The 14,427-nt window shown below is 71.0% G+C and carries 10 protein-coding genes; 4 read left to right on the top strand and 6 right to left on the bottom strand.

What is annotated here, in order from left to right:
- Window positions 1-20: 20 nt before the first annotated feature.
- From der to CFK39_RS00140, 6 genes are all read right to left on the bottom strand, one after another.
- Entirely contained in the window at window positions 21-2,282 is a 2,262-nt protein-coding gene (gene der, locus CFK39_RS00165; protein ID WP_089066214.1) for a bifunctional cytidylate kinase/GTPase Der, read from the bottom strand.
- A gap of 20 nt (window positions 2,283-2,302) precedes the next feature.
- Window positions 2,303-3,412 (bottom strand): prephenate dehydrogenase, encoded by a 1,110-nt coding sequence (locus tag CFK39_RS00160; RefSeq protein ID WP_089063768.1) that lies wholly within the window; start codon window positions 3,410-3,412, stop codon window positions 2,303-2,305.
- Window positions 3,409-4,329, bottom strand: a complete 921-nt coding sequence (locus CFK39_RS00155; protein WP_089063767.1) for a pseudouridine synthase — start codon at window positions 4,327-4,329, stop codon at window positions 3,409-3,411. The genes CFK39_RS00160 and CFK39_RS00155 overlap by 4 nt, the downstream gene beginning before the upstream one ends.
- Window positions 4,329-5,201: a ParA family protein gene (locus CFK39_RS00150; protein ID WP_089063766.1), complete on the bottom strand. Its 873-nt coding sequence runs from the start codon at window positions 5,199-5,201 to the stop codon at window positions 4,329-4,331. The genes CFK39_RS00155 and CFK39_RS00150 overlap by 1 nt, the downstream gene beginning before the upstream one ends.
- Window positions 5,202-5,377: 176 nt before the next feature.
- Window positions 5,378-6,376: a site-specific tyrosine recombinase XerD gene (locus CFK39_RS00145; RefSeq protein ID WP_089063765.1), complete on the bottom strand. Its 999-nt coding sequence runs from the start codon at window positions 6,374-6,376 to the stop codon at window positions 5,378-5,380.
- A complete protein-coding gene (locus CFK39_RS00140) occupies window positions 6,373-7,323 on the bottom strand; it encodes a heme o synthase (protein ID WP_089063764.1) in 951 nt (316 codons plus the stop codon). The genes CFK39_RS00145 and CFK39_RS00140 overlap by 4 nt, the downstream gene beginning before the upstream one ends.
- 334 nt (window positions 7,324-7,657) lie before the next feature.
- Here CFK39_RS00140 and tkt point away from each other — a divergent pair, with 334 nt between their 5' ends.
- From tkt to pgl, 4 genes are all read left to right on the top strand, one after another.
- On the top strand, window positions 7,658-9,763 hold the full coding sequence (gene tkt, locus CFK39_RS00135) for a transketolase (RefSeq protein ID WP_089063763.1): 2,106 nt from the start codon (window positions 7,658-7,660) through the stop codon (window positions 9,761-9,763).
- A gap of 169 nt (window positions 9,764-9,932) precedes the next feature.
- Window positions 9,933-11,048 (top strand): transaldolase, encoded by a 1,116-nt coding sequence (tal, locus tag CFK39_RS00130; RefSeq protein WP_089063762.1) that lies wholly within the window; start codon window positions 9,933-9,935, stop codon window positions 11,046-11,048.
- A gap of 71 nt (window positions 11,049-11,119) precedes the next feature.
- Window positions 11,120-12,673, top strand: a complete 1,554-nt coding sequence (gene zwf, locus CFK39_RS00125) for a glucose-6-phosphate dehydrogenase (RefSeq protein ID WP_089063761.1) — start codon at window positions 11,120-11,122, stop codon at window positions 12,671-12,673.
- Window positions 12,670-14,385 carry a 6-phosphogluconolactonase gene (gene pgl / locus CFK39_RS00120; protein ID WP_089063760.1) on the top strand — a complete coding sequence of 572 codons (1,716 nt, stop codon included), beginning with the start codon at window positions 12,670-12,672 and terminating at the stop codon, window positions 14,383-14,385. Before zwf ends, pgl begins: the two co-directional genes overlap by 4 nt.
- The last annotated feature ends 42 nt before the right edge of the window (window positions 14,386-14,427 follow it).

Genomic DNA, 14,427 nt, shown 5'->3' with positions numbered 1-14,427 from the left:
CACGGCGCGGCGTCCGGGCCTCAGCGTCGGCGCTTCTCCCGGATCCGCACCCCGATGACGATGGGCGAGCCGGTGAAGGCGAAGTCCTCGCGCAGGCGGCGCTCGATGAAGCGGCGGTAGCCGTGCTCGAGGAAGCCGCTGGCGAAGATCACGAACCGCGGGGGCCGGGTGCGTGCCTGGGTGGCGAACAGGATCCGGGACTGCTTGCCGCCGCGCAGCGGATGCGGGTGGGCGGCCACCAGCTGTCCGAGGAAGGCGTTGAGCCGGCCGGTGGCGATGCGCCGGTCCCAGGACTCCAGCGATGTCTCGATCGCCGGGACCAGCTTCTCGGCATGCCGGCCGGTCTGGGCGGAGATGTTCACCCGCGGCGCCCAGGCGACGTGCGCGAGATCACGTTCGATCTCGTGCTCGAGCGCCTTGTGGCGCTCTTCGTCCAGCAGATCCCATTTGTTGAAGGCGAGCACGAGGGCCCGACCCGATTCCAGGACCATGTCGATGATCTTGAGATCCTGGGTCGAGATCGGCTCGGAGGCCTCGAGCAGCACCACGGCGACCTCCGCCCGGTCCAGTGCGGCCCGGGTGCGCAGCGAGGCGTAGTAGTCGGCGCCCTGGGCCTGGAGGATGCGCCGCCGGATCCCGGCGGTGTCCACGAAGGTCCATTCCTTGCCGCCCAGGGTGATCTTCTCGTCGACCGGGTCGCGGGTGGTGCCGGCGATGTCGTCGACCACGACCCGCTGCTCCTTGGCCAGCCGGTTCAGCAGGGAGGACTTCCCGACGTTCGGGCGGCCCAGGAGGGCGACCCGGCGCGGACCGTGATCCGCAGCGGCACCGCGCCCCTCCTCGGGCATGGCCGCCACCACGGCGTCCAGCAGGTCGCCGGAACCGCGACCGTGCAGGGCCGAGACTGCGTGCGGCTCACCCAGACCGAGGTTCCACAGCGCCGCGGCCTCGAGCTCGCCGCGCTGGTCATCCACCTTGTTGGCGACCAGCACGAGCGGCACCTTCGCCTTGCGCAGCACCTTGAGCAGCTGCTCGTCGGTGGTGGTGATGCCCACGTTCGCATCGACGATGAACATGACGACGTCGGCGAGGGAGACGGCGACCTCGGCCTGTTCGGCGACGCGGTAGGCCATGCCCTGGACCCGATCCTCCCAGCCGCCGGTGTCGACCAGCCAGAAGTCCTTGCCGGTCCACTCGGCTTCGTAGAACACGCGGTCGCGGGTGACTCCGGGACGGTCCTCGACGACCGCCTCGCGGCGACCCAGGATGCGGTTGACGAGCGTCGATTTGCCGACATTCGGTCGACCGACGACGGCGACGACGGGCAGGTTCCGCGGGGCGGCGGAATACGGTGCCTCGTCCTCATGCCCGGTGAGCAGTGCCAGGTCCTCATCGTCCAGCGAGTAGTCCGACAGGCCCGCCCGCAGCGCGGCCTCGACGTCCTCATCGGTGGGCCCGGTCGCACCGTCGGCGCGCGGTTCGCCGCCGGAGACGAGCACACTCTCGCGCGCCGCCGGCTCGGGGCGGCCGTGCAGCGCCTCCTCCTGGGCGGACTCGGCGGCCGCGACCAGCATCAGCACCTGCTCGACGACGTCCTCGATGCCGAGCCCAGTGGTGTCCACGGTCTCGACGCCCTCGGCGGCGGTCCGGAACTCGGAGACGGTGGCGTCGTCCCGGTCGCGGCGCAGGACCTGGTCGGCCATCCGCTCCCGGGTGTCCTCGGTGTCGTCGAGCTCGAGCTCGACGGCGCGGCGGCGCATGCGCTCCTCATCCGAGGCGGTCAGCAGCACCCGCACATGCGCGTCGGGGGCGACGACGGTGGTGATGTCCCGTCCCTCGGCGACGCAGAATCCGCGCTCCGCGGCCGCGGCGAAGAACAGCTCCCGCTGGCGCCGCTGGAGGATCGCGCGCACCAGCGTGTTGGTGGCAACGGTGCTGACCTGCTGGGAGATGCGCTCGGTGCGGATCTCGGCGGTGATGTCGGTGCCGGCGACGACGACGGTCGCACCGGAGGGATCGGTGCCCTGGACGAGGTCGATCTCCTCCGCGGCGCGGGCGACGCCCTCCCGGTCGGCGAGGTCGATGCCCTGGTCCAGGCACCACCAGGTCACGGACCGATACATCGCCCCGGTGTCGAGGATCCCGCCGTCGAGGGCATCGGCCACCAGTCGCGAGACGGTGGACTTGCCGGAGCCGGCCGGGCCATCGATCGCGATGGTGATGCCCTCGGCCGGGCGGGGGGACGCGGGGTCGGAGGGGCCGTGCGGCGCGCTGGTGTGCATCCGGCAAGGATACGGGGCGCTCAGGCGTCCGCGACCCTCCATCCCCGTTCGGCGAGCTCCCGCGTGAGCAGGTCCTCACGGGAGGCGTCGATCGCGATGTGCGCCAGGCCCACCGCGCGCTCCAGCTCGTGCTCGAGGCGGAGGTCCTCGAGGTTCACGCCGATCTGGCCGATCTCCGTGAGCAGGCGGGCCAGCTCGCCCGGACGGTCCGGGACCAGCACCACGACCGTGGCGAAGGCATCGGTCGCGCCGCCGTGCTTGCCGGGGATGCGGCGCACCCCGCGGTTGCCCGCGGAGATCAGGTCGGCCAGCGCCCGACGGGAGCCGGTGCCCGGATCGGGATCGCCCTCGAGCGTGCCCAGCGCCGTCAGCACGCCCTCGAGCCGGTCCCGGACCTCTGCCAGCACGTGCCCGACCGCGCCCGCGTTCGCGCCGAGGATCTCGACCCACAGCCGCGTATCGGAGTCGGCGATGCGGGTGGTGTCGCGCAGACCCTGGCCGGCCAGACCCAGAGCGGGCTCGCTGGGCTGCAGCAGGGTGGCGGCCATCAGGCTGGACATCACCTGCGGCACATGGGAGACCTGAGCCACGGCGATGTCGTGGGCGGCGGCATCCATCGTGGTGGGCACCGAGCCGATCTCGGTGGCCAGGCCTCGCAGGATGCTCACGGCGCGGGGAGCTGTGCCCTGGTGCGGGACGACGACGAAGGGGCGGCCCAGGAACAGATCGGCGCGGGCGGCGATCACCCCGGAGACCTCGCGACCGGCCATCGGGTGGGCGCCGATGTACCGCGGCAGGTCCCCGGGCCGGGCGCGCTGACGCACGCCGTCCAGCACCGTGGCCTTGACGCTGGCGACGTCTGCGACCAGGGCGTCCGGCCAGCTGCGCAGCGCCCGGTCCACGAGCGCCGCGGCGACGTCCGGCGGGGCCGCGACGAGCACCAGTGACGGGTCGGGGGCCTCCGCGCCGGGCAGCGCCCCCACCCCGAGCTCCACGGCCAGCGCCGCGGTGCCCGGAGAGGCATCCTCCACCTGGACCTCGACCCCGGCGCGGCGCAGCGCGAGGCCGAGGGAGCCGCCGATCAGCCCGGTGCCGATGATCCGCACCGGTGACGGCACCAGCGCCGTCACAGTCCCACCTCGGCCATCAGGGTGCCCAGCTCACGCCCGGTGAGCTCGCGGGTGGTGCCGGTGGGCAGGTCGCCCAGCACGACAGGGCCGATCCGGGTGCGCATCAGAGCTGTCAGCTCGAAGCCCTGGGAGGCGAACATGCGCCGCACGATGCGGTTGCGGCCCTCATGGAGGGTCACCTCGACCACGGCCTCGCGACCGTCCTGGGCCAGCACCCGGGCGCGATCGGCGCGGGCGGGGCCGTCGTCGAGCTCGACGCCCTCGCGCAGCACCTTGACCAGTCCGCGGGGCGGGCCGCCGGGCGCGTCGAAGCGGCATACATAGGTCTTGTCGACCTCGAAGCTGGGATGGGTGAGGCGATGGGCGAGCTCACCGTCATTGGTCAGCAGCAGCAGTCCCTCGGTCTCGTAGTCCAGACGCCCCACGTGGTAGAGCCGCTGCGAGTGGGCGGCGGTGAACTCGCTGAGGTCGCGCCGTCCCTCGGGGTCGCTCATCGCGGAGACCACGGCGCGGGGCTTGTTCAGCACCAGGGTGAGCTTGGACTCGTCGAGCTGCAGCCGTCTGCCGTCGACGTGGATCACCTGAGCGGCGGGGTCGACACGGACCCCCTGCTCCTGGACGATCTCGCCGTCCACCCGCACCCGGCCGCCGGAGATCAGCGCCTCGCAGGCTCGGCGGGAGCCGAACCCGGCCCCGGCCAGCACCTTCTGCAGCCGTTCGCCGTCCGTGCGATGAGCTTCGGTCGGTTCACCGTTCGGCTCGGCATCGGGGACGACCGGCTTCCCCTCGCCGTCGCGGAGGCGGACCTGGCGGGGCGGGGTGAAGGCGCTGCGCCGTCGGGGCGGACGGCCGCCGGTGCGCCCGGCACCGGCGCCCCGGCCGCCGGAGCCGCCGCGTCCGGAACGATCCGCGGCCATCAGGCGGCGGCGCCGCGGGAGATGAGTTCCCGGGCGAGCTGACGGTAGGCTGCCGCGCCCTTGTTCGAGGTGGCGAAGGAGATGATCGGCTCCGCGGCCACCGACGCGTCGGGGAACTTCACCGTGCGGTTGATGGTGGTGTGCAGGACCTGGTCCGGGAACGCCTCCACGACGCGCTGGCACACTTCGCGCGCATGCAGGGTGCGCGGATCGAACATGGTGATGAGGATGCCGTCGAGCTCGAGGCGCGGGTTGATGCGGTCCTGGACCTTCTCGATGGTCTCCACCAGCAGTGCCACGCCGCGCAGCGCGAAGTACTCGGCCTCCAGCGGGATGATCACGCCGTGGCTGGCGGCCAGTGCGTTCACGGTCAGGAGTCCCAGCGAGGGCTGGCAGTCGATGATGATCACGTCATAGTCGTCGGCCACCGGGCGCAGCACGCGTGCCAGCGCCATCTCCCGGGCGACCTCGTTGACGAGGGTGACCTCCGCGGCGGAGAGGTCGATGTTGGCAGGCAGCACATCGAGATTCTCGGTGTGCGTCTCCTGGATGACCTCGCGCACGTCGTGGCCGCGCTCCATCAGCAGGTTGTAGACGGTCACGTCGAGCTCGTAGGGGTTCACCCCGGTGCCGGCGCTGAGGGCGCCCTGGGGATCGAGGTCCACCAGGAGCACCTTGCGCCCGAGCTCGGCCAGAGCCGCGCCGAGATTGATGACGCTGGTCGTCTTCCCGACCCCACCCTTCTGGTTCACCATCGAGATGATCCTGGCCGGGCCGTGGCCGTCGAGCGGGGCCGGCTCCGGGAGCTCCGGCATCGGGCGGCCGGTCGGGCCGAGGTCGATGTCCAGCTGCTGGGAGGAGGTCGGGCTCACGTCGGTGTCCTGTCGTCGGCGTCGTGGTCTGAGGCGTGCATGGGGCGGCGCTCCGCACCGGGGCCGGAGGAGGTCCGATCCCAGTCCGGGGAGCGGGGGCTGCGCCATGCTGTCGCCGTCTCGCGCAGGACGTCCGCTGCCAGTGGGACCAGGCAGGGGCGCCGTGCCGGACAAGTCTAAGCCCCCCGTCGGGCACGGGGGTGGGCACCGGCATGGGTCTCCCGCAGCGAATCCACGGTGACCTGCGTGTACAGCTGTGTGGTGGTGACCGAGGCATGGCCCAGCAGCTCCTGCACGGAGCGCACATCCGCACCGCCGTGCAGCAGGTGCGTGGCGTAGGAGTGACGCAGGGTGTGCGGGCTGATCGGCTCCGGCAGGTCGGTCAGCTCGGCCGCTTCGGCGGCGCGCTGGATGAGCTGCCAGGCCGCCTGCCGGGTCAGGCGGGTCCCGCGCGAGCCGAGGAACACGGCCGGCGTGCCACGGCCGCGGGCCGCCAGGGCCGGCCGGCCCCGGGTGAGATAGGCCTCCAGCGCCTCGAGCGCGTAGCGGCCGACGGGGACGATGCGGTGCTTGTCCCCCTTGCCGCGCAGCACGGCCGCCCGCTCCTGCACCTCGACGTCGTCGATGTCGAGGCCGGTCGCCTCGGAGATGCGGGCGCCGAGCCCGTAGAGGACCTCGAGCAGTGCCCGGTCGCGCAGTGCCCGTGCGGCGCTGTCGCGCCCGGTGCCGGGTCGTCCCGCGGCCTCGATCAGCGCCTCGACCTGCTCGATGCTCAGCGGATGCGGCAGGCGCTGCGGCAGCGCCGGAGTCGGCACCAGCCGTGAGGGGTCACCGGTGGTCGAGACCCGTTCGGAGTCGAGGAAGGCGTGCAGGCCGCGCACGGCGGCCAGCGAGCGGGCGGCCGAGGCGGGAGACAGCACGCTGCCTCCGTCGGCCCCGGTGCGCAGCGCCTGCAGCCAGGTCCCCAGCTGCTGCGATTGCACCGTCGCCGGGTCGATCTCCTGCCGGGCCAGGTCACACAGATAGCGGCGCAGATCCCGCTCATAGGCCGCGAGGGTGTTCGTGGACAGTCCGCGCTCGATCCGCAGATGACTGAGGTACTGCTCGAGGATCCGGCGGTCACCGGGGCGCAGCGCCTGCTCCTGTGCAGGCCGGGAAGCGCCGCCCGGGGTCACAGGGTGACGAAGGGATCGATCGCGAGAGCGACGAACAGGACGGTCAGGTAGGTGATCGACCCGTGGAAGACCACCATCGGCCCGAGCGCCTTGCCGCTCAGGCCGCGGCGGACCCGCAGTGCGTAGCGCACCACCAGGAAGCCGAACCAGGCACCGGCTGCGACAGCGCCCACGCCGTACACCCAGCCGGTCGCACCCAGCGGGATGATGGCGAGGCTGGCGAAGACCATCAGCGCGGTGTGCATGATCATCTGCCCGGCGACCTTCCCGCGCGAGGCCACCACCGGCAGCATCGGCACCCCGGCGTCGGCATAGTCCCGCGAGAACTTCTCCGCGAGCGGCCAGTAGTGCGGCGGGGTCCAGAAGAAGATCACCAGGAACAGCAGCACCGCGGTCCAGGAGACGGTGCCGGTCACCGCAGACCAGCCGATCAGCACCGGCATGCACCCGGCAACCCCGCCCCAGACGATGTTCTGGCTGGTGCGGCGCTTGAGGAGGATCGTGTAGAACACGACGTAGAGCAGGATCGCGCCGGCCCCGAGCGCGGCGGACATCCAGTTCACCAGCAGACCCAGCCAGAGAGTGGAGACGATCGAGAGCACGATGCCGAAGATCAGCCCGGCGCGGGGAGAGATCTCCCCCGTCACCAGCGGACGGTTCTTCGTCCGCTTCATCTTCGCGTCGATGTCGCGGTCCAGGTACATGTTCAGGGCATTGGCGCCCCCGGCGGCGAGATAGCCGCCGATCATCGTGGTGAGGATCAGCCACAGCGAGGGGAAGCCCCCGGCGGCCAGGAACATGGTGGGGATGGTGGTGATCAGCAGCAGCTCGATGATCCGCGGCTTGGTCAGCGCCACGTAGCCGCGCAGCACGGAAAGCGGCGTCCGTGGCGTCCGATCACCATCTCGGCCAGAGTTCCGTACCGACGCTCCCTGGGTGGCGGTCACCGCCCACCGTCCTTCCTCCTGAGCACGACGCGGTCGTCGCGTGAACCCGGCCAGTCTAGGCCGCGGGAGCGGACCGGGGCACCCCGACACGGGGTGAGACCCGGCACCGTGGGTCGTGCACGTCGCGATGCGCGGCCCGGGGCGCTGTGCGGAGAGCGGAATCCTCGCGGCAACCTGCGGGATGGAGAAGCAGCGGCAGCGGCGCCCGGACTAAGGTGGGGCACGTCGCCTCGCGCCGGACCCCGCACGCCACCGTGTGCCCGGGTCCTCCCGGCGAGGCCTGCTGAACCGAGCGGCCCTCACGGCCGTGCTCCGCCGAAAGGAATCACCCGACATGACAGAGACCTTCAAGGCCCCCGAGGGCTGGACCGCACTCGACAAGCGAGCGGTCGATACCGCCCGCGTGCTCGCGGCAGACGCCGTCGAGAAGGTCGGCAGCGGTCACCCCGGCACCGCGGTGAGCCTCGCCCCGGCCGCGTACCTGCTCTACCAGGACCTGATGCGCCACGACCCGGCCGATCCCACCTGGCTGGGCCGCGATCGCTTCATCCTCTCGGCCGGTCACTCCAGCCTCACCCAGTACATCCAGCTGTTCCTCGGCGGCTTCGGGCTGGAGAAGCAGGACCTCGAGGAGCTGCGCACCTGGGGCTCCAAGACCCCCGGTCACCCCGAGAACTTCCTCACCAAGGGTGTGGAGATGACCACCGGCCCGCTCGGCCAGGGCATCTCCTCCGCCGTGGGCTTCGCGATGGCGCAGCGCCGCGAGCGCGGCCTGCTCGATCCGTCGGCCGCCGCCGGCACCAGCCCCTTCGATCACTTCACCTACGTGATCGCCTCCGACGGCGACCTGCAGGAGGGTGTCAGCAGCGAGGCCAGCTCGATCGCCGGCACCCAGCAGCTCGGCAACCTCATCGTCCTGTGGGATGACAACGAGATCTCCATCGAGGGTGACACCTCGATCGCCTTCACCGAGGACACCGCTGCACGCTACGAGGCCTACGGCTGGGACGTGCGCACCGTCGATTGGACGGCAGGGGGCGCTGACGGCTCCACGTACGTCGAGGACGTCGCGGCGCTGAAGGCCGAGATCCTCGAGGCCCAGAAGGTCACCGACAAGCCGACCTTCATCCGTCTGCACACCGTCATCGGTTGGCCGATCCCGGAGCTGGCCGGCAGCGCCTCCGTCCACGGCGCCAAGCTCGGCCCCGAGGGCGTCAAGGGCCTGAAGGAAGCCATCGGATTCGATCCGGAGCAGCAGTTCCAGGTCGATGAGGACGTCCTGGCCCACACCCGTGGTCTCGCCGAGCGGGCAGCCGCTGCGAAGGCCGAGTGGGAGACCGGCTACCAGGCCTGGCGCTCCGCGAACGCCGACGCCGCAGCACTGCTGGATCGTCTGCGGGCGCGTGAGCTCCCCACGGGCTTCGCCCAGGCGTTCCCGAGCTTCGAGGCCGATGAGAAGGGCATCGCCACCCGCGCCGCCTCCGGCGCGGTCCTCAATGCCCTCGCCCCGGTCATGCCCGAGCTGTGGGGCGGCTCCGCCGATCTCGCCGGCTCGAACAACACCTCGATGAAGGGCGAGCCCTCCTTCCTCCCCGCGGAGCTGAGCTCCGCCGAGTTCACGGGCGACAAGTTCGGCCGCACGATGCACTTCGGCATCCGCGAGCACGCCATGGGCGCGATCCTCTCGGGGATCTCCCTGCACGGTCTCACCCGCCCCTACGGCGGCACCTTCTTCCAGTTCGCGGACTACATGCGCGGTGCGGTCCGTCTCGCCTCGCTGATGAAGGTCCCGGCCACGTACGTGTGGACCCACGACTCCATCGGTCTGGGCGAGGACGGCCCCACTCACCAGCCGGTCGAGCACCTGGCCGCCTACCGGGCCATCCCGAACCTCTCGATCGTGCGACCGGCGGACGCCAACGAGGCCGCGCAGGCGTGGAAGGCGCTGCTGGAGCGCGACCACGGCCCGGTCGGGCTGATCCTGTCGCGCCAGGCGATGCCGACCTTCGACCGCACCGAGTACGCCGGTGCGGAGAACCTGGTCAAGGGCGGCTACATCATGAAGGAGGCCTCGGCCGAGCCGGCGGTCATCCTCATCGCCACCGGCTCCGAGGTGCAGTACGCCGCCGCGGCGCAGAAGCAGCTCGAGGCGGCCGGCACCCCGACCCGCCTGGTCTCGATGCCGTCGGTGGAGTGGTTCGACGAGCAGGACGAGGAGTACCGCGAATCCGTGCTCCCCGCCGCCGTCACCGCCCGGGTGAGCGTCGAGGCCGGGATCGCGATGCCCTGGTACCGCTTCCTGGGCACCCACGGCCGGGCGGTCTCGCTCGAGCACTACGGCGCCTCCGCCGATGCCAAGACCCTCTTCCGCGAGTTCGGCTTCACCGCCGAGGCCGTGGTCGAGGCCGCGAAGGAATCTCTCACCGCCGCCGGTGCGTGACCCCGTGCGGGGCGGGACCGCAGCGGTCCCGCCCCGCACGCCCCCGGTCCAGATCCATCGTCCGCGTCAGGGTTCCCCGAGCCACATCGTGGAAGGATCGGGAGCTCGCCGACGTTGACCCCGACGACACCAGTCCGACACAGGGCGCGCAGCGCCCGGAAGGAACGACATGGCTCAGAACACGAACACCCAGGCCCTCTCCGACGCCGGAGTCTCGATCTGGCTCGACGACCTCTCCCGCCAGCGGATGTCCTCGGGCAACCTGCAGGAGCTCATCGACACCCGCAACATCGTCGGCGTGACCACCAACCCGTCGATCTTCCAGTCCGCGATCTCCGGCCGCTCCGAGTACGACGAGGACATCAACCGCCTCACCGGCGAGGGCAAGGACGTCGAGCAGATCGTCGAGGTGCTCACCACCGACGACGTGCGTCACGCCGCCGACCTCTTCGCCGATCTCCACGCCTCCACGCACGGTTTCGACGGCCGGGTGAGCATCGAGGTCGACCCGCGCCTGGCGCATGACACCGACAAGACGATCGCGCAGGCGAAGCACCTCTTCGCCGTCGTCGACCGCGAGAACGTGTTCATCAAGATCCCTGCCACCGAGGCCGGGCTGCCCGCGATCACCGCCGCGATCGCGGAGGGCATCAGCATCAACGTGACCCTGATCTTCTCGATCGAGCGCTATCTCGCCGTGATGGATGCCTACCTCACCGGTCTCGAGCGCGCCGCGAAGGCGGGCAAGGACCTCGCGAAGATCCACTCCGTCGCCTCCTTCTTCGTCTCCCGCGTGGATACCGAGATCGACGGCCGTCTGGAGACGCTCGACACCGAGGACGCACTGGCCCTGCGCGGCCAGGCGGGCGTAGCCAACGCCCAGGTCGCCTTCGGCAAGTACCTGGAGGTCTTCGCCTCGAAGCGCTTCGAGGCGCTCCAGGCCGAGGGCGCCAACGTGCAGCGTCCGCTCTGGGCGTCGACCGGGGTGAAGAACCCGGAGTATCCCGACACCCTCTACGTGGACAGCCTGGTCGCCGATCCGAGCGTGAACACCATGCCGGAGAAGACCCTCGAGGCGGTCGCCGACCACTCCGAGCCCCAGGCGTCGCTGAACGCCGAGCTCGCCACCTCGGCCGAGTCCGTCCTCGAGCGCCTCACCGAGGCCGGCGTCGACCTCACCGATGTCTTCGCCGTGCTCGAGCGTGAGGGCGTCGAGAAGTTCGAGAAGGCCTGGAACGAGCTGCTCGACACCGTCTCCGAGTCCGTCGAGGCCGCCCGCGCCTGACCCCGCGAGGAGCACGGCCCGACCACTGCGGCGGGCCGTGCTCCTGTGCTCATGTCCGAGAAAGGACGATCGTGACCGACTCCCCCACCCGCCAGACCGGGGCGGACGCGCCGAACCCGCTGCGCGACCCCCGGGACCGCCGCCTCCCGCTCATCGCCGGGCCCAGCTCCATGGTGATGTTCGGCGTCACCGGCGACCTCGCGCGCAAGAAGCTGCTGCCCGCGATCTACGACCTCACCCACCGCGGCCTGCTCCCGCCCAGCTTCGGCCTGGTCGGCTTCGGCCGCCGTGACTGGTCCCACGACGACTTCGCCGAGTACGTCCGCAAGAGCGTCTCCGAGCACTCCCGCACCGGCTTCGACGAGAGCGTCTTCGAACAGCTGCGCGGCGGTCTCCGCTTCGTCACCGGCACCTTCGACGACACCGCCGCCTTCGAGACCCTCACCGAGGTGGTCGGTGAGCTGGACCGCACCCGCAGCACCGGCGGCAACCACGCCTTCTACCTCTCCATCCCGCCGGACGCCTTCCCCACGGTGCTCTCGCAGCTGGCGGACTCCGGGCTCAACTCCGCCGAGAACGGCTCCTGGCGCCGCGCGGTGATCGAGAAGCCCTTCGGCCACGACCTGGCCTCCGCGCGCGCTCTGAACGACGTGGTCGAGAAGGCCTTCCGCCCCGAAGAGGTCTTCCGGATCGATCACTACCTGGGCAAGGAGACGGTGCAGAACATCCTGGCGCTGCGCTTCTCGAACCAGCTGTATGAACCGCTCTGGAACGCGAACTACGTCGACCATGTGCAGATCACGATGGCCGAGGACATCGGCATCGGGTCCCGCGCCGGCTACTACGACGGCATCGGCACCGCCCGAGACGTGATCCAGAACCACCTGCTGCAGCTGCTCGCGCTGACGGCGATGGAGGAGCCGGTCACCTTCCGCGCCTCGGACCTGCGCGCCGAGAAGGAGAAGGTCCTCTCCGCGGTGGAGCTGCCCGAGGACCTCGCCTCCCACACCTCCCGCGGCCAGTACGTGGGCGGCTGGCAGGGCGGCGAGGAGGTGCGTCCCTATCTCGAGGAGGACGGCATCCCCGCCGACTCCACCACCGAGACCTTCGCCGCGATGAGGCTGGACATCGCCACCCGTCGCTGGGCGGGAGTGCCCTTCTACCTGCGGGCGGGCAAGCGTCTGGGCCGCCGGGTCACCGAGATCGCGGTGGTCTTCAAGCAGGCACCGTTCCTGCCCTTCCGCTCCACGGACACCGCCGACCTCGGCCAGAACGCGATCGTGATCCGCGTCCAGCCCGATGAGGGCGTGACGATGCGCTTCGGCTCCAAGGTCCCCGGCACCCAGATGGAGGTGCGCGACGTGACCATGGACTTCGCGTATGGCATGAACTTCACCGAGGAGTCGCCGGAGGCCTATGAGCGGCTGATCCTCGACATGCTGCTCGGCGATCCGCCGCTGTTCCCGCGGCAGAAGGAGGTCGAGCTCTCCTGGAAGATCCTCGACCCCATCACCGAGTACTGGGAGCAGAACCTGGACCCGGCACCCTACCGCCCCGGCACCTGGGGCCCCGACACCGCGCACGAGATGCTCGCCCGTGACGGGCGTACCTGGAGGCGACCGTGATCACCACCCTGACCGACACCACCGCGTCGACGATCAACAAGCAGATGATCGAGATGCGGGAGACCTTCGGCGAGAACACCATCGGCAGGGTCCTGACCCTCATCATCATCTCCACCGGAGATGTCGAGAAGCCCCTGGAGGCGGCCGTCGCGGCCAGCCATGAGCATCCCGCACGGGTGATCGTGGTCGATGCGGAGCCCGAGGTCGATGCCACCGGCCTCGACGCCGAGATCCGCGTGGGCCGCGATGCCGGGGCGGCGGAGGTCGTGATCCTCCGTGCCCGCGGCGATGTGCTGTCATCGCTGGACACGCTGGTGATGCCGCTGCTGCTGCCCGACGCCCCGATCGTGACCTGGTGGCCCGAGAGCGCTCCGTCCTCGCCGATCCATGATGTGCTGGGCTCCATGTCCCAGCGCCGCATCACGGACTCGGCGGCGTGCGCCGATCCGCTGGGCACGCTGAAGCGGCTGCGGCGCGGCTATGCCAGCGGGGACTCCGATCTGGCGTGGACCCGGCTGACCCGCTGGCGCGGGCTCGTCGCCAGCGCCTACGAGGTCCCACCCGTCGCCGTTCCCCAGCTGGTCCAGGTCAGCGGCACCATCGACAATCCCTCGGTGGCGCTGATGGCCGGCTGGCTGACGCACACGCTCGGCGTCGACGTCGAGGTGCTGCCCCCGCACGAGGACGCGCCCGATTGTCCGGGGGTGCACAGTGTGCGCCTGGTCCGCGAGGACGGCACCATCGACCTCACCAGGGTGGACGACGACTCGATCGTCATGAAGCTCCCCGGCGATGACACCGGTCAGCACGTGACGATGCCGCGCCGCATCCTGCCCGAGCTGGTCACCGAGGAGCTGCGGCGGCTGGATCCTGACGAGGTGTACGGCGAGGTGCTCGCCAGCACCTACAGCAGCATCGACGATGCCGCGACCTTCGCCACCGGCAAGCCCGAACCGCGCGATGTGGTGGGCCCTGACGGCGATGCCGTCGCCGCCGCCGCCGCCTCGGCCGCCGCCGCACAGCTCGCTGCGGCTCTCGAGGAGCGGCCGCTCGCCCATCTCGTGCTCACCGGCGGGACCGTCGGCACCAAGACCGCGGCCGCCCTGCCGGAGGCACTGCTCGCAGCGGGAGTCGACTGCAGCCGGCTGCATCTGTGGTGGGGCGACGAGCGCTACGTGGATCACGACTCCGCGGACCGCAATGAGGTCGGCGTGCGGGAGGCGCTGCTGGCCCCGCTCCAGTCCTCGGCGGGCCTGCCGGCCCGTCACATCCACGTGATGCCCTCCCCCGCAGACGGCATGTCGCTGGAGGACGCCGCCGCCTGGTACGGGCAGCAGCTCGATCAGATGGGCGGTGACGAGCCGTTCCGCACCCGGGGCCGCGCCTTCTTCGACGTGCTGCTGCTCGGGATGGGTCCCGATGGCCACATCGCCTCGCTGTTCCCGCAGCACCCCGGACAGCGAGGGGTCGGGGCCAGTGCCATCGGCGTGACCGACTCCCCCAAGCCGCCGGCGGAGCGGATCTCGCTCACCTGGCCGGTGCTGAACTCGTCTCGGCATGTGGCGCTGCTGGTCGCCGGGGCCGAGAAGGCCGATGCCGCACGTGACGGCCACGGCAAGATCGATCCCTGGCGCGTCCCGGCCTCGGCGGTGCGTGGCCTGGAGTCGACCACCTGGTATCTGGACGAGGCGGCTGCGCAGTCCCTGCGCTGAGCCTCCCCGCACAGTACGAAGGGCCGGTCACCGTTGAGGTGA

The sequence above is a fragment of the Brachybacterium avium genome (assembly GCF_002216795.1).
In the GTDB taxonomy this organism is placed as follows: domain Bacteria; phylum Actinomycetota; class Actinomycetes; order Actinomycetales; family Dermabacteraceae; genus Brachybacterium; species Brachybacterium avium.
The sequence above is the reverse complement of the archived record's forward strand: the minus strand, read 5'-3'. Positions and strand labels throughout refer to the sequence as shown.

Excerpts from the sequence above, each read along its gene's own strand:
- der (WP_089066214.1), bottom strand. The coding sequence starts at position 2,282 with ATGCACACCAGCGCGCCGCACGGCCCCTCCGACCCCGCGTCCCCCCGC.
- CFK39_RS00155 (WP_089063767.1), bottom strand. The coding sequence starts at position 4,329 with ATGGCCGCGGATCGTTCCGGACGCGGCGGCTCCGGCGGCCGGGGCGCC.
- tkt (WP_089063763.1), top strand. The coding sequence starts at position 7,658 with ATGACAGAGACCTTCAAGGCCCCCGAGGGCTGGACCGCACTCGACAAG.
- tal (WP_089063762.1), top strand. The coding sequence starts at position 9,933 with ATGGCTCAGAACACGAACACCCAGGCCCTCTCCGACGCCGGAGTCTCG.